Origin of the sequence: Mycobacterium avium subsp. avium (genome assembly GCF_009741445.1) — a bacterium.
Taxonomy (GTDB): Bacteria; Actinomycetota; Actinomycetes; order Mycobacteriales; family Mycobacteriaceae; genus Mycobacterium; species Mycobacterium avium.
In genome coordinates this window covers 606467-621541 of the sequence record NZ_CP046507.1, presented here as the reverse complement: position 1 = coordinate 621541, position 15075 = coordinate 606467, and the positions used below count along the sequence as shown (strand labels likewise).

The 15075-nt window shown below is 68.5% G+C and carries 13 protein-coding genes and 1 pseudogene; 6 read left to right on the top strand and 8 right to left on the bottom strand.

Annotation, left to right across the window (positions count from 1 at the left end; genetic code table 11):
* Positions 1 to 17: 17 nt before the first annotated feature.
* The 3 genes from MAA44156_RS03100 to MAA44156_RS03090 all read right to left on the bottom strand — a co-directional run bounded on the left by MAA44156_RS03100 (position 18) and on the right by MAA44156_RS03090 (position 3155).
* Positions 18 to 776 carry an STAS domain-containing protein gene (locus tag MAA44156_RS03100; RefSeq protein ID WP_003874786.1) on the bottom strand — a complete coding sequence of 253 codons (759 nt, stop codon included), beginning with the start codon at positions 774 to 776 and terminating at the stop codon, positions 18 to 20.
* The gene (locus MAA44156_RS03095) at positions 773 to 1789 is read right to left on the bottom strand and encodes a chemotaxis protein CheB (RefSeq protein ID WP_009978522.1); all 1017 of its coding nucleotides are present in this window, start codon (positions 1787 to 1789) and stop codon (positions 773 to 775) included. The genes MAA44156_RS03100 and MAA44156_RS03095 overlap by 4 nt, the downstream gene beginning before the upstream one ends.
* 160 nt (positions 1790 to 1949) lie before the next feature.
* Positions 1950 to 3155, bottom strand: a complete 1206-nt coding sequence (locus tag MAA44156_RS03090; RefSeq protein WP_009974923.1) for an IS110-like element IS901 family transposase — start codon at positions 3153 to 3155, stop codon at positions 1950 to 1952.
* 228 nt (positions 3156 to 3383) lie between these two features.
* Between MAA44156_RS03090 and MAA44156_RS03085 the strand changes: the two genes are divergently transcribed.
* On the top strand, positions 3384 to 4304 hold the full coding sequence (locus MAA44156_RS03085; RefSeq protein ID WP_121035552.1) for an alpha/beta hydrolase-fold protein: 921 nt from the start codon (positions 3384 to 3386) through the stop codon (positions 4302 to 4304).
* Positions 4305 to 4379: 75 nt separating this feature from the next.
* Positions 4380 to 5962: pseudogene (locus MAA44156_RS03080) on the top strand (gamma-glutamyltransferase family protein).
* Here MAA44156_RS03080 and purD read toward each other — a convergent pair.
* From purD to MAA44156_RS03055, 5 genes are read right to left on the bottom strand one after another with little or no spacing between them, the layout of a single operon-like run.
* The gene (gene purD / locus MAA44156_RS03075; protein ID WP_009974887.1) at positions 5959 to 7227 is read right to left on the bottom strand and encodes a phosphoribosylamine--glycine ligase; all 1269 of its coding nucleotides are present in this window, start codon (positions 7225 to 7227) and stop codon (positions 5959 to 5961) included. The pseudogene MAA44156_RS03080 and the gene purD overlap by 4 nt on opposite strands.
* A gap of 22 nt (positions 7228 to 7249) precedes the next feature.
* A complete protein-coding gene (locus tag MAA44156_RS03070) occupies positions 7250 to 7687 on the bottom strand; it encodes a carboxymuconolactone decarboxylase family protein (protein WP_009974886.1) in 438 nt (145 codons plus the stop codon).
* Positions 7687 to 8565 carry an NAD(P)-dependent oxidoreductase gene (locus MAA44156_RS03065; protein WP_009974884.1) on the bottom strand — a complete coding sequence of 293 codons (879 nt, stop codon included), beginning with the start codon at positions 8563 to 8565 and terminating at the stop codon, positions 7687 to 7689. The genes MAA44156_RS03070 and MAA44156_RS03065 overlap by 1 nt, the downstream gene beginning before the upstream one ends.
* On the bottom strand, positions 8562 to 9311 hold the full coding sequence (locus tag MAA44156_RS03060; protein WP_003875764.1) for an SDR family oxidoreductase: 750 nt from the start codon (positions 9309 to 9311) through the stop codon (positions 8562 to 8564). Before MAA44156_RS03060 ends, MAA44156_RS03065 begins: the two co-directional genes overlap by 4 nt.
* Positions 9312 to 9341: 30 nt before the next feature.
* The gene (locus MAA44156_RS03055) at positions 9342 to 10811 is read right to left on the bottom strand and encodes an aldehyde dehydrogenase (RefSeq protein WP_009974881.1); all 1470 of its coding nucleotides are present in this window, start codon (positions 10809 to 10811) and stop codon (positions 9342 to 9344) included.
* A gap of 213 nt (positions 10812 to 11024) precedes the next feature.
* Here MAA44156_RS03055 and MAA44156_RS03050 point away from each other — a divergent pair, with 213 nt between their 5' ends.
* Genes MAA44156_RS03050 through MAA44156_RS03035 form a run of 4 tightly spaced genes read left to right on the top strand, consistent with a single transcriptional unit; the run spans position 11025 to position 15075 of the window.
* The gene (locus tag MAA44156_RS03050) at positions 11025 to 11672 is read left to right on the top strand and encodes a TetR/AcrR family transcriptional regulator (protein WP_003875762.1); all 648 of its coding nucleotides are present in this window, start codon (positions 11025 to 11027) and stop codon (positions 11670 to 11672) included.
* On the top strand, positions 11669 to 12895 hold the full coding sequence (locus MAA44156_RS03045) for a cytochrome P450 (protein ID WP_003875761.1): 1227 nt from the start codon (positions 11669 to 11671) through the stop codon (positions 12893 to 12895). Before MAA44156_RS03050 ends, MAA44156_RS03045 begins: the two co-directional genes overlap by 4 nt.
* The gene (locus MAA44156_RS03040) at positions 12896 to 13723 is read left to right on the top strand and encodes an SDR family oxidoreductase (protein WP_009974880.1); all 828 of its coding nucleotides are present in this window, start codon (positions 12896 to 12898) and stop codon (positions 13721 to 13723) included.
* Positions 13720 to 15075 carry a lanosterol 14-alpha demethylase gene (locus MAA44156_RS03035; RefSeq protein WP_009974879.1) on the top strand — a complete coding sequence of 452 codons (1356 nt, stop codon included), beginning with the start codon at positions 13720 to 13722 and terminating at the stop codon, positions 15073 to 15075. The genes MAA44156_RS03040 and MAA44156_RS03035 overlap by 4 nt, the downstream gene beginning before the upstream one ends.

Genomic DNA, 15075 nt, shown 5'->3' with positions numbered 1-15075 from the left:
AACACTACTCGCGGGACTCAGATCCGGTCTTCCCTGCCGACCGATCCCCACACGGTCTTGCCGGACGACGTGGGGGTGGCTCCCCACACCCGGCACAGCGCCGACACGATGGCCAGCCCGGAGACGATGTCGGCGCCGCGGTCGGCGTCCTCGTGCCGGCCGGGCAGCGCAAAGCTGTTGTCCTCGACCGCGACCGTGACGGTGTCGCGATGGCTCTCGACGATCAGCACCGGCGCGCTCTCGGTGTGGTCGAGGACGTTTTCGACGAACACGGTCGCCACCGTCGCCGCGACGGGGATGACCTCCCGGATGTCCCACTGGGTGAGCCAATCGGTGAGCACGGCGCGGGCCAGGTGCAGGCTGGTGTCGGAGCGCGGCAGTTCGGTGCGGGCCCGCCGCCGCACCTGCAGGGTCCGGCCGTGCACGGCCCGCACGGCCAGCTCGCGGGTGGGATGCACCGGCACGTAGCGGGTCACGCCGGCGGTGGTGATCTCGCGCCGCGTCTGCGGGTGCGCGCACACCAGCAGGATCGGGACGTCGGGCCAAATGCTGACGTGCCAGCGCGCGCTGGTGAACACCGTCCAGGCGGAGGCGGACGGGGCGCGCACCCGGTCGACGTCGACGACGACGGCGCGGGGTTCGTCGATCGCGGCCTTGATGACGGTGTCGCGCACGGTGCGGTAGGTCGAACTGTCGAGCACGCCGTCGACCGTCAGGACCGGCACGTCCCGGTCCTGTTCGGACGCGATCTGCACCGCGGACCGCTGCTCGTTCACCGGGTTTCACCCTCGGCGGCGCCGGCCAGCCGGTGGCTGAGCACGTGCAGCGCGCGTTCGCTTTCCTCGGCGATCTGGGTGTAGCGCCGCGAGAGCAGGCCCGCCCCGGCCTTGCCGGCCATGTCACGGGCCAGCCGGGCCTTCTCCTGCAGGCTGCGCACCGCCACCCACAGGGCGCCCTCGAGCTCGTTGTCCCGCGCGCTCAGCAGGGCCTCGGCCGTCCAGGCATGACCGACCCGGCAGCGGTAGTTGCCCTCGCTGAGCGAGACCAGCGAGCCGTTGCAGTCGGGACAGGTGTAGCCGGACGGCGGGCCCAGCTTTTCGGTGTCGAAGTCGGTGGCGAACCGCGACATCATGGCGATGCGGTTCTCCAGCTCCATCCCGGGGTCGCGTTGCATGTCGGGATCCTCTATCTCTCGGTGCGCCAGCTCCTTGAGCACCACGCCGATGTCGGCCGCGGCGGCCTGCCGGTCCACCACACCGGCGTCCAGGGCGTTGGCCGGCATCGCCGGGAACAGTGCGTCGTCGGGTGATTGGCAGACGGTGACCCCGCCGCGGGAGCGGATGGCCGCCATCCCCAGCACGCCGTCGTCGAGCACACCGGAGAGCAGCACGCCGATCGCGCGCGGCCCGAACGTCAGCGCCACCGACCGGAACAACGCGTTGATGGCGGGCCGGTGGCCGTTCTCGGTCGGCCCCTGCGACAGCAGCACGTGCGCGCCGTCGACCAGCAGATGCCGGTCCGGGACGCCGACGTAGATGTGCCCGGGTTGCAGCGGCGCGCCGTCCTGCGCGGCGGAGGCGGGCAGCGGACCGCTGCGGTCGATGATGCGGGCCAGGATGCTGGGCGCTCCCGCGGGCACGTGCAGCACCATCAGATACGCGAACGGCACGTCCGGCGACAACCCGGCGGCGAGGTTCGACAGCGCCTCGACGCCGCCGGCCGACGCACCGATCGCTACCGCGCCACGAAGGTCGCTCTGAAGGTCGCCGTCTGCCGCCGCAATCACCACTTTCGACTACCCCTATCGATCGTAGGCAACCCACCCACCGATGGATAGGGGCACAGCCGCGCCGTTTGCGCGGGTGAGCCGGTGGTACTCCCCCACGGTCGAAAGGGTCGAAAGGAATCTCCATGAGCGTGTCAAGCGGTGAGGACGCCCGGTGAGTGCGTCAGGCAGCTGCCACGGTTGGTTGCTGGGGTTGCCAGGTTCTGTTGTCGCGCAGCAGTGCCCACAGGACGTCGACGTGGCGGCGTGCCAGGGCAAGCAGGGCCTGGGTGTGGATATGGTTCTCGGATCGTTTGCGGTCGTAGAAAGCCCGCGAGGGACCTTCGATCTTGAGGCTGGACAGGGCGGCGAGGTAGAACACGCGGCGCAGGCGCCGGTTGTAGCGCTTGGGCCGATGCAGATTGCCGGTGATACGGCCGGAATCGCGTGGGACGGGTACCAATCCGGCGAACGATGCCAGTCGGCCGGGGTTGGTGAAGGCGGCCATGTTGCCGCCGGTGATTACGAGGAACTCAGCGCCCAGGTGTGGCCCCATGCCGGGCATCGACTCGATGATGGCGGCGCTGGGATGCTCACGAAATTTGTTGGTGATTTGCTTATCGATGTCCTTGATCTGCCGATCCAAGTCCAGCAGCCGTGCTGCGAGTTGCTTGATGAGCGCGGCGGTTCCGGCTTCGCCGGGAAGGGTGATTATCTGGCCTGCTGCCGCGGCGAGCGCCTTGTCGGCGATCGTGTCGATGTTGTTGGGCCATGCCCGGTTTTTCCGAAGGTGCTTGATCACGCCAGCTCTTTTTGCCGACCGGATTTCGCCCGGAGTGCACATAGCGGATACCAGGATCAACGGCGCGCGGGTGGAGTAGTCGAACGCAGCTTCCAGAGCAGGGAAGATGGCGGTGAGCATCGAGCGCAGCCGGTTCACGCCTCGCACCCAGTCAGCCATCAGATCCGACCGGTATGCGGTCAGCGACCGCAATTCGGCAACCAGGTCTTCGCCGGGTACGACCGGGGACAGATCTCGTCGGTGCCGAGCGGTTTCGGCGATTACCCGCGCGTCTTTGGCGTCGGTCTTGCCTTCGCCGCGGAACGCATGACTCATCGTGTTAACCGTGCGGCCCGGCACATACACCACCTCGGCTTTCGCGCTCAGCAGTACGGCGATCAGCAGCGCCGCCGGCGGCGAGGTCAAATCGATCGCCCACACCACGTGGTTAGCAATCCGGCCGCCCTGGGCGATCAGGTCTTCGATCGCGGCCTGTTCGTTCGGGATTTTCTTCGACCACACCACCTTTCCGGTGTCATCGATCGCGCACGCATGATGAGTGGACTTACCGACGTCGATACCCACCCACACTCGGTCGGGTTCGGCCATACCGCTACTCCTGTCGTCGCAGTCCCCGCGGACAACCCCGCCAACAGGTCCTTAGAGCAGCGTCATCGAGTACGCGTCAGATCTCAATCAGTGGCCAGGACCGTCCAAAACGGCAGGGCGGCCATTCCTTTCAAGCAACAACCGTTGCAACAACACATTAGCCACACCCCACCGTCCTGGGCATCCAGGACATCCAATCCCAGACCCCTTCAACCCTAAGGACATGGCATGATGACCCGCATGCCCGACTTGAGCCGACGCGCCGTGCTCCGTCTCGGCGCCGGTGCCGCCGTGGGCGCGGTGGGCGCCTACGGGCTCGACATCCTGTTACAACCCCGGGCATCTCAGGCCATGCCGGCGGCCGGCACCGGGACGCCACTGGCGCCCCCACCGCCCGCCCCGGGTCCGCCCCGCGATCCGGCTCCGCCGGCGGCGGCCGCCCCCACCATGGTCACCGGCTCGTTCGTGTCGGCCGCGCGCGGCGGGGTCAACACCAACTGGGCCATCGCGCGTCCGCCGGGTCAGACCAAACCGCTGCGGCCCGTGATCGCGCTGCACGGCAAGGGCAGTGACGCCGCGACCGTGATGGCCGGCGGCGTCGAGCAGGGTCTGGCCCAGGCCGTCAATGCCGGGCTGCCGCCGTTCGCGGTGGTCGCCGTCGACGGCGGCGGCAGCTACTGGCACAAGCGGTCTTCCGGCGAGGACAGCGGCGCGATGGTGCTCGACGAGCTCATCCCGCTGCTGGGCAACCAGGGCTTGGACACCTCGCGGGTGGCGTTCCTGGGTTGGTCGATGGGAGGTTACGGCGCGCTGCTGCTCGGCGGCCGGCTGGGGCCGGCGCGGACGGCGGCGATCTGCGCGGTGAGCCCGGCGCTGTGGCTATCCTCGGGTGCGGCCGCGCCGGGGGCCTTCGACGGACCCGACGACTTCGCGGCCAACTCGGTGTTCGGGATGCCCGCGCTGGGATCGATCCCGATCCGGGTGGATTGCGGCGACAACGACCCGTTTTACGCTGCGACAAAGCAATTCATTGCACAGCTGCCCAATCCGCCCGCCGGCGGGTTCTCGCCCGGCGGCCATAACCCGGAATTCTGGAGTTCGCAGTTGCCGGCCGAGCTGAGCTGGATGGCCCCGCTGCTGACGGCCTGATCGCACGGGGCCCGCGAGCGTCACGCCAGCGCGGCGCTGGGCCCCGGGCGTCACGCCGGCGTTACGCTCGCGAAGGTGAACCAACCGTTCGGATGGGACTTCCCGTACGCCTGGCCCCGCAAGCCGGTCCTGGCCGACAACGTGGTGTGCACATCGCAACCGCTTGCCGCCCAAGCGGGTCTGCGGATGCTCGCCGAGGGCGGCAGCGCGGTCGACGCGGCCATCGCCACCGCCATCACGCTGACCATCGTGGAACCGGTTTCCAACGGAATGGGCTCCGACGCGTTCGCCATCGTCTGGGACGGCGAGAAGGTGCACGGCCTCAACGCCTCCGGCCGCTCACCGGCGGCGTGGACCCCGGAATACTTCGGCGGCAACGCCGTTCCCGTCCTCGGCTGGAATTCCGTCACCGTGCCCGGTGCGGTGTCGGCGTGGACCGAACTGCACGCCCGCTTCGGCAAGCTGCCGTTCGAGCGGCTGTTCGCACCGGCAATAGCGTACGGCCGCAACGGCTTTCCGGTATCGCCCGTGGTCGCGGAGCAATGGGTGGCGCAGGTGCCGCTGTTCGCCGGACAGCCGGGTTTCGCCGAGGCGTTCGCACCTGAGGGTCGGGCCCCCAGGCCCGGGGAGCGGTTCCGGCTGCCCGCGCACGCGGACACGCTCGAGGCCATCGCGGCGAGCCGCGGCGAGGCGTTCTACCGCGGCGCATTGGCCGCCCGCCTCGCGGAGCACGCGGCGGCCAACGGCGGCGCCATGACGGCCGACGACCTGGCCGCCCACCGCGCCGACTGGGTGGAGACGATCACCGGCGACTACCGCGGCTACACCGTGCACGAGATTCCGCCAACGGCCACGGCATCGTCGCGCTGATCGCGCTGGGCATCCTCGAGCGATTCGACATGGCTTCGCTGCCAGTCGATTCCGCCGACAGCGTGCATTTGCAGATCGAGGCGGTGAAGCTGGCCTTCGCCGACGCCCAGGCCTACGTCGCCGATATCGAGCACATGCCGTTGCGGCCGGAACGCCTGCTGGACACCGAATACCTCGAGCGACGGGCGGCGCTGATCGACCCCGCCCGGGCCAAGCCGGTGTCGGCGGGGGCGCCGGCGGGCGGAACGGTATATCTGACCGCGGCCGACGCCGCGGGGATGATGGTGTCGATGATCCAGTCGAACTACATGGGCTTCGGGTCGGGCGTGGTGGTGCCGGGAACCGGGATCTCGCTGCAGAACCGAGGCGCGAATTTCACTGCGGGGCTTGGTCATCCGAACAGTGTCGGCCCGAACAAGCGGCCCTACCACACCATCATCCCGGGCTTCGTGACCAAGGGCGGCGCGCCGGTGATGAGCTTCGGGGTGATGGGCGGCATGATGCAGCCGCAGGGACACGTGCAGGTCATGGTGCGCATCGCCGACCACGGCCAGAACCCGCAGGCGGCCTGTGACGGCCCCCGGTTCCGCTGGGTGCAGGGCACGCAGGTGAGCTGTGAAAACGGTTTCCCGGCCGCGACGCTGGACGAGTTACGCCGGCGCGGACACGATCTGGTGGCGGTCGACGACTACAACCAGTTCGGCAGCTGCCAGGCGATCTGGCGGATGGATACCGGCTACGTCGCGGCCAGCGACCCGCGCCGCGACGGCCAGGCCGCCGCGTTTTAGACCCGGATCTTGCCGTCGGCCGCCGACTGTGCGATGTCGGTGCGAAAATGGCTGCCCGGCAACCGAATCGATCCGAGGATCTGGTATGCCTTGGCCCGCGCGGCCGCCAGGTCGGGGCCCGTCCCCACCACCGACAGCACCCGGCCCCCCGAGGAGACGATCTCGCCGTCCTCGCGCCGCGCGGTTCCCGCGTGCAGCACGCCCTCGGCTTCCGAGCCGGTGATGACGTCGCCCACCCGGGGCCGTCCGGGATAGTTCTCCGCCGCCAGCACCACGGTCACCGCCGCACCGTTGTGCCAGCGCAGTTCACCGAAGTCCGCCAGGGTGCCGCTGCCCGCCGCGTACAGCAGCTGCCCGAGCGGCGACTCCAGCAGCGCCAGCACCGCCTGGGTCTCGGGATCGCCGAAGCGGCAATTGAATTCGACCACGGCCGGTCCGTTGGAGGTGATCGCCAGCCCGGCGTACAGCAATCCGCTGAACGGGCAGCCACGCGCAACCATCTCCGCCGCAACGGGTTCGACGATGCGGTGCACGATGTCGCGATACACCCGATCGGGCAGCCACGGCACGGGGGCGTAGGCGCCCATCCCGCCGGTGTTGGGTCCGCTGTCGGCGTCGCCGACCCGCTTGAAATCCTGCGCCGGCAGCAGCGGCACCACGGTCTCGCCGTCGACGATGCAGAACAGCGACACCTCCGGGCCGTCCAGAAACGACTCCAGCAGCACCGGGTGGCCGGCCTCCAGCAGCGCGGCGGCGTGGGCGCGCGCCACCTCGCGGTCGGCTGTCACCACCACGCCCTTGCCCGCGGCCAGCCGGTCGTCCTTCACCACCCAGGCCGCCTCGCCCGCCGGCGGGCCGAACCGGTCCAGCGCGGCGTCCAAATGCGCAGGGGTATCGACGATTTCACTGGCCGCGGTGCGGACCCCGGCCGCGGCCATCACCTCTTTGGCGAACGCCTTGGAGCCTTCGATGCGGGCGGCGTCCTTGCCCGGTCCGAAGCACACGATGCCGGCCGCCCGCAGCGCGTCGGCTACTCCGAGGACCAGCGGCACCTCGGGGCCGATGACCACCAGGTCGGCGCGCACCGCGCGGGCCAGGGCCACGACGTCGGGCGCCGAGGTGATGTCGACGTCGTGCTGCTCGGCCAGCCGGGCGGTGCCGGCGTTGCCGGGGGCGATGGCCAGCCCGGTGACTTGCGGGTCTTTGCGCAGCGCCAGCAGCAGCGCATGCTCACGGGCACCGGAGCCGATCACCAGGACGCGCACGACACGCCACTCTAGCGGGCGATCAGCCCCGCTCACCGCCCGAGTGCATCTTCAACGCGGCGTCCACGTTGGCCTTCTTGTCCTCGCCGGCGCCCTTGGCCGCGGCCTTCCTGCGCTTGGCCACCACGGCGTCGACCGCGCCGTTGAGCGCCGAGCCCAGCGGGAAACCGAGGTAATGGGTGAGGAAGACGGCCATCTCCTTGAGCTCGGTCTCGGTGAGCTCGCCGTTGAGCAGCGCGGCGTTGATCTGGATCTCGGCCAGATCGCGGTTGCCGATCGCGGTCACCGCCGTCAGCGTCATGATGCGCTTGTCGCGCATCGACAAGCCCGGCCGCGTCCAGATGCTACCGAACAGGTGGTCGACGGTCAGGTCGAAATAGGCGTCGCCCTCGACGTTGGGCATCTCCCAGCCGTAGACCTCGTTCATCTTCTCGAGGCCCTTGCGCCGCCGTTCGTCCATCACGCCTCTTTCTCCTTGTGTGGCACGCCGAGCCCGGCCGCCAGTCCCTCGTACGCCAGCCGGGCCAGCGGCAGGTCGACCGAGACCGCCTCACCCAACGCCAGCGCCAGGCTCAGATCCTTCTCCCCCAGGCCGCGGGTGTGCAAGAACGGCTGGTAGAGGAAGTTGTCCGGCTCGAGGTCTTTCATGTTGTCGCGCACCATGATCGCGCCCGGACCGCCGGTGAGCGCGTCGGTATGACGCACCACCCGGCCCAGCGCCTGCAGGTCCAGCCCGGCCGCCTCGGCCAACTTCATCGCCTCGCACGCTGCGGCATACGAGGTGAACGTCAACATGTTGCGGGCCAACTTCATTCGGGTTCCCGCACCCGGTTCACCGGCGTGGATGACCACCGCCGCCCAGTGTTTGAACGCCGGCTTGATCCGCTCGTAGACCTCGCGGTCGGCGCCCACCATGGTGGCGAGCTCACCCCGGGCGGCGGCGGCCGCGCCGCCGCTGACCGGGGCGTCGACGATGTGAATGTCCCGCGCCTTGAGATCGCGGGCCAGTTCGACGGCCGTGGTGTCGCTGATGGTCGAGTGGATCGCGATGACGGTGCCGGGCTTGGCGTGCGCGGCCAGCTCGCCGACCACCTCGCGCACCTGGGCGTCGTTGAGCACGGTGATGTGGATCAGGTCGGCGGCGGCGACGTCGGCCACGCTGTCGGCAAGGGTGGCGCCCGCCTCGGCCAGCGGCGTCATCGCCTCGATCCGGATGTCGTAAACCGTTACCCCGCCGGGCCATTCGGTCATCCTGGTGGCCATCGGCGCGCCCATATTGCCCAGCCCGATGTAGCCGAGCTTCAGCTGCTCGGTCGTGTGCGCCGCGTTCGTCGTCATGATCGGATTATCTGCCCGCCGTCGACGTTGAAGATCTGCCCGGTGATCCACGACGCCTCGTCGGACAGCAGGAACAGGCACATGCCGACCAGGTCGTCGGGAGTTCCCATGCGCGACAACGGAAGTCCCTTGACGATGTCGTCGACCATCTCTTTGGGTGTGGTGGTCCGGTTGGCCTCGGTGTCGATGGGCCCGGGCGCGATCGCGTTGATCCGGATGTTGCGCCCGCCCAGTTCGCGGGACAGCTGCTGGGTCAGGCCGTTGATGCCGACCTTGGCCAGGCCGTAGTAGTTCGAATACAGCCAGGCCGCGGTGGAAGACTGGTTGACGATCGCCCCGCCGCCGCGCTTGGTCATCTTCTTGTACACCGCGCGGGTGCACCACAGCGCCCCGTCGAGGTTCACGCTCATGAATTTCTTGTAGTACTCCGGGTCGATGGTGAGCAAAAAGTCCAGCTTCATGCCCCCGAAGATCGCGGCGTTGTTGACCAGGTAGTCGATGCCGCCGAATTCGGCCAGGGTGCGGTCGGCCATCGCCTTGGCCGACTCGGGGTCGGACACGTCGACCGCGACGCTGATGGCCGTACCGCCGTCGGCGACAATCTGTTTGGCGACGGCCTCGGCCGCCTCGGCGTTGATGTCGGCGACCACCACCGCCGCGCCCTCGCGGGCCAGCGCCTCGGCGTACGCCTGCCCGATGCCGCCCCCGGATCCGGTGACGATGCCGACTTTGTTCTCGAATCGCATGTTTTCCTCTCGGTCAGCCGCGCGGCGCGGTCACTGCACGGCCGTGGCGATGGTCTTGATTTCCAGGTATTCCTCGAAGCCGGCCAGGCCCATTTCGCGCCCGTTGCCGGATTGCTTGTAGCCGCCGAACGGCGCATCCGCGGAGTACCAGACACCGCCGTTGACGTTGACGGTGCCCACCCGCATCCGGGACGCGAAGTTGGCGGCGCGTTCCGGGTCGGCGCTGAACACCGTGCCGGACAAGCCATATGGCGAGTCGTTGGCGATCCGCAGGGCGTCCTCCTCCCCGTCGTAGGCGATCACGGTGAGCACCGGGCCGAAGATCTCCTCACGGGCCGGCCGGGCATCGTTGGTCAGGCCCGCGATGACGGTGGGCTCGATGAAAAAGCCGACGTCCTTGTCGGCCGGGCGGCCGCCGCCGCAGGCGAACGTGCCGCCCTCGGCGATCGCCAGATCGAGATAGCCCTGCACCCGGTCGCGTTGCCGCGCCGAAATCACCGGGCCGCAAACGGTTCCGGGGTCGTTGGGATCGCCAGGCTTGATCGATCCCATGGTGCCGGCCGCGGCGGCGACGGCCTCGTCGTAGCGGTCGCGGGGCACCAGCAGCCTGGTGGTGATGGCGCAGCCCTGCCCGGCGTGCATGGCCGCGGTGAACGCCGACATCGAGCACGCCCCGCCCAGGTCGGCGTCGTCGAGCACCACGAACGCCGACTTGCCGCCCAGCTCCAAAAACACCCGCTTGATGGTGGCGGCGGCATCGCTCATCACGCTGCGCCCGGTGGCCGTCGACCCGGTGAACGAAACCATGTCCACCCGAGGGTCTTTCGACAGCAGCGCTCCCACGCCGTGGTCGTCGGAGGTGACGATGTTGACGACGCCGGGCGGGAAGTCGGTGTGCTCGGCGATCAGTTGACCGAGCACGGCGGCGCACCACGGGGTGTCCGGCGCGGGCTTGAGGACGACGGTGTTTCCGGCGGCCAGGGCGGGCCCCAGTTTGGCGAGGTTGATCTGGTGCGGGAAGTTCCACGGCGTGATCGCCCCGACCACACCGACGGCTTCCCGCGCGATGGTGCGCCGGGTGGGGATGCCCATCGGCGATGCCTGACCGAGATCCTGATTCCACTCGTAGGACTCGGCGGTGTCGGCAGCGAAGCTCAAATCGCCGACCGGACCCTCCAGCTGGGCGGCCGAGGTGAGCATCCGCGGGGCGCCGACCTCGGCGATGGTGATGTCGCGGAGTTCCTCGATGTGTTCGCGCATGGCGTCGCGCAGCTGGCGCACGCAGCGCACCCGCAACTCGGTGTTGCGCGACCAGTCCGTCTCGTCGAACGCCCGCCGCGCGGCGTCGATCGCGCGGTCCATGTCGGCGGCGTCGGCGTTGGCGGCCACGCCGAGCACTTCCTCGGTCGCCGGATTGACCGTCGGGAAGGTGCCGGCGTTGCCGGCCGACATCTTGCCGTCGATGAACAGTTCACTCACGCCCTCGGCCAGCAAGGCCATCTCGTGCTCCCGTCTGCGCGACCGTCGAAGCCGGCCCGCCAAGCTAGTGGACAGTTGTCCGATATTGTCCGATCGAACCATAGTCTCCCGCCCATAGGCGGTGCAAGGGGCGACCGCGGCAAGCCACCCGAAACGGCGCGAAAACAGCTGATTAACCGGTGTCTTTCCGGATCGGGCTTGCTTCGTGGCGAACCGGTCCGCTAGCTTGGACATGTGTCCAGCGACGCCCTGGTGACTATCACATCCGATGCCGGCGGTGAGACCGGTCAGCCGCCGCGCAACCGGCGCCAGGAGGAGACCTTCCGCAAGGTGCTGGCCGCCGGGATCGAAACGCTGCGGGAGAAGTCCTACTCCGACCTGACGGTGCGTGCGGTGGCGGCCCGCGCCAAGGTCGCCCCCGCCACCGCCTACACCTACTTCTCGTCGAAGAACCACCTGATCGCCGAGGTCTACCTGGACCTGGTGCGCCAGGTCCCCTACTTCACCGACGTCAACGACCCGATGCCGACCCGGGTCGAACAGGTGCTGCGGCACCTGGCCCTGGTGGTCGCCGACGAGCCGGAGGTGAGCGCGGCCTGCACGACGGCATTGCTCAGCGGCGGCGCCGATCCCGCGGTGCGCGCGGCGCGCGACCGGATCGGGGTGGAGATCCACCGCCGGATCACCTCGGCGATGGGCCCCGACGCCGACCCGACCACGGTGTCGGCGCTGGAGATGTCGTTCTTCGGCGCGCTGGTCCAGGCCGGCAGCGGCGAGTTCAGCTACCGCGAGATCGCCGATCGGCTGGCCTACGTGGTGCGGCTCATCCTGACCGGCACCACACAGGCAAGCCCAGAGACAGAGGCTGGAGACACACGATGACCGTCCATGTGGGCGACCACGAGTTGGTGCTCGATCCCTACGATTACGACTTCCACGAAGACCCCTACCCGTACTACAAGCGGCTTCGCGATGAGGCCCCCCTGTACCGCAACGACGAACTGAAGTTCTGGGCGCTGTCCCGGCATCAAGACGTGCTGCAGGGATTCCGCAACAGCACAACGCTTTCCAACAAGTACGGCGTCTCGCTGGACCCGGCATCCCGCGGCCCGCACGCCTCCAAGACGATGTCGTTCCTGGCGATGGATGACCCCGCTCATCTGCGGCTGCGCACGCTGGTCTCGAAGGGGTTCACGCCCAGGCGGATTCGCGAACTGGAGCCCCGGGTCACCGAGATCGCCACCCAGCACCTCGACACCATGCTGGACAAGGCGGGCTCTGCGGCCGGCGGCGCCGTCGACTATGTCGACGAATTCGCCGGCAAGCTGCCCATGGACGTCATCTCCGAGCTGATGGGTGTGCCCCAGGCCGATCGAGTTCAGGTGCGGGCCTGGGCCGACGGCGTGATGCACCGCGAGGAGGGGGTCACCGACGTGCCGCCGGAGGCGGTCGAGGCCTCGCTCAACCTCATCGTCTATTACCAGGGGATGGTCGAGGAGCGGCGCAAGAAGCCCACCGGGGACCTGACGTCGGCGCTGCTGGAGGCCGAGATCGACGGCGATCGGCTCACCGACGACGAGGTGCTCGGGTTCATGTTCCTGATGGTGATCGCCGGTAACGAGACCACCACCAAACTGCTTGCCAATGCCGCGTTTTGGGGCCACAAGAACCCCGACCAGCTGACGCCCGTCTACGACGACCTGTCCCGGGTGCCGTTGTGGGTCGAGGAGACGTTGCGCTACGACACCTCCAGCCAGATCCTGGCCCGCACCGTCTCCGGGCCGCTGACCCTGTACGACACCACCATTCCCGAGGGCGACGTCCTGCTGCTGTTGCCCGGGTCCGGGCACCGCGACGAGCGGGTCTTCGACAACCCCGACGATTATCTGATCGGGCGCGAAATCGGGCCCAAACTGTTGAGTTTCGGTAGTGGCGCACACTTCTGCCTGGGCGCGCATCTGGCGCGGATGGAGGCCCGAGTTGCGCTCACCGAGTTGTTCAAGCGAATCCGCGGATATGAGGTGGACGAGGCCAACGCCGTCCGCGTCCACTCCAGCAATGTCCGCGGATTCGCTCACCTACCCATGAGCGTGGAGGTCCGCTGAATGCCCCGGTTTGATCCGTTGCCCGAACGTCGCCCGGCCATCGTGGCCGGGGCCTCCTCCGGGATCGGCGAGGCCACCGCGATCGAGCTCGCGGCGCACGGCTTCCCGGTCGCGCTGGGCGCCCGGCGGGTGGAGAAGCTCAACGACATCGTCGGCAAGATCAACGCCGACGGCGGCGAAGCGGTGGGATTCCACCTGGACGTCACCGACCCGAACTCGGTGAAATCCTTTGTCGCACAGGCGGTGGACGCGCTGGGCGACATTGAGGTGCTGGTCGCCGGCGCGGGCGACACCTACTTCGGCAAGCTCGCCGAGATCGCGGGCGACGAATTCGAGTCGCAACTGCAGATACATCTGGTCGGCGCCTTCCGGTTGGCCTCGGCCGTGCTGCCGGGCATGCTCAAGCGGCAACGCGGCGACCTGATCTTCGTCGGCTCCGACGTGGCCCTGCGCCAGCGGCCGCACATGGGCGCCTACGGCGCGGCCAAGGCCGCGCTGGTGGCGATGGTCAACAACTTCCAGATGGAGCTCGAGGGCACCGGGGTGCGGGCCTCGGTCGTGCACCCGGGGCCGACGAAGACGGCGATGGGATGGAGCCTGCCGGCCGAGAAGATCGGCCCGGCCCTGGAGGACTGGGCCAAATGGGGCCAGGCACGCCACGACTACTTCCTGCGCGCGGCGGACCTGGCGCGAGCCATCACGTTCGTCGCCGAGACACCGCGCGGCGGCTTCATCGCGAACATGGAGCTTCAGCCCGAAGCGCCGTTGGCGGACAACAAGGATCGCCAGAAGCTCGCACTCGGCGAAGAGGGGATGCCAGGACAATGACGACCAGCACCGTGGTGCCCCGGGTTTCCGGCGGCGAGGAAGAACACGGCCACCTCGAGGAATTCCGCACCGACCCAATCGGTTTGATGCAGCGCGTGCGCGACGAGTGCGGCGACGTCGGCTGGTTCCAGCTGGTGGACAAGCACGTCATCCTGCTCTCGGGCGCCCAGGCCAACGAGTTCTTCTTCCGCTCCGCCGACGAGGATCTCGACCAGGCCGAGGCGTATCCGTTCATGACGCCGATCTTCGGCAAGGGCGTGGTGTTCGACGCCAGCCCCGAGCGGCGCAAGGAGATGCTGCACAACTCGGCGCTGCGCGGCGAGCAGATGAAGGGCCACGCCAGCACCATCGAGGGCGAGGTCAAGAAGATGATCGCCGACTGGGGGGACGAGGGCGAGATCGAGCTGCTCGACTTCTTCGCCGAGCTGACCATCTACACCTCGACGGCGTGCCTGATCGGGCTGAAGTTCCGCGAGCAGCTCGACCACCGGTTCGCCGAGTACTACCACGACCTGGAACGCGGCACCGACCCGCTGTGCTACGTCGATCCCTACCTGCCGATCGAGAGCTTCAAACGACGCGACGAGGCGCGGGTGAAACTCGTTGCGCTGGTGCAGGAGATCATGGACCAGCGGCTGGCCAACCCGCCCAAGGACAAGGCCGACCGCGACATGCTCGACGTGCTGGTGTCGATCAAGGACGAGGACGGCAAGCCGCGGTTCTCCGCCGACGAGATCACCGGGATGTTCATCTCGCTGATGTTCGCCGGGCACCACACCAGTTCCGGGACCTCGGCGTGGACGCTGATCGAGTTGATCCGCCATCCAGACGTGTACGCCGAGGTGCTGGCCGAGCTCGAGGAGCTCTACGCCGACGGCCAGGAGGTGAGTTTCCATGCGCTGCGGTCGATTCCGAAGCTCGACAACGTGGTCAAGGAGACGCTGCGGCTGCACCCGCCGCTGATCATCCTGATGCGGGTGGCCAAGGGCGAGTTCGAGGTCGAGGGCTTCCCCATCCACGAGGGCGACTACGTCGCGGCCTCCCCGGCGATCAGCAACCGCATCCCGGAGGACTTTCCCGACCCGGACGCGTTCAAGCCCGACCGCTACAACAAGCCCGAGCAGGCCGACATCGTCAACCGGTGGACCTGGATTCCGTTCGGCGCGGGCCGGCACCGTTGTGTGGGTGCGGCGTTCGCGCAGATGCAGATCAAGGCGATCTTCTCGGTCCTGTTGCGCGAGTACGACTTCGAGATGGCGCAACCCGCGGACAGCTACCGCAACGACCACTCCAAGATGGTGGTGCAGCTCGCCCGGCCGGCGAAGGTCCGCTACCGCAAGCGCAATGCGTAA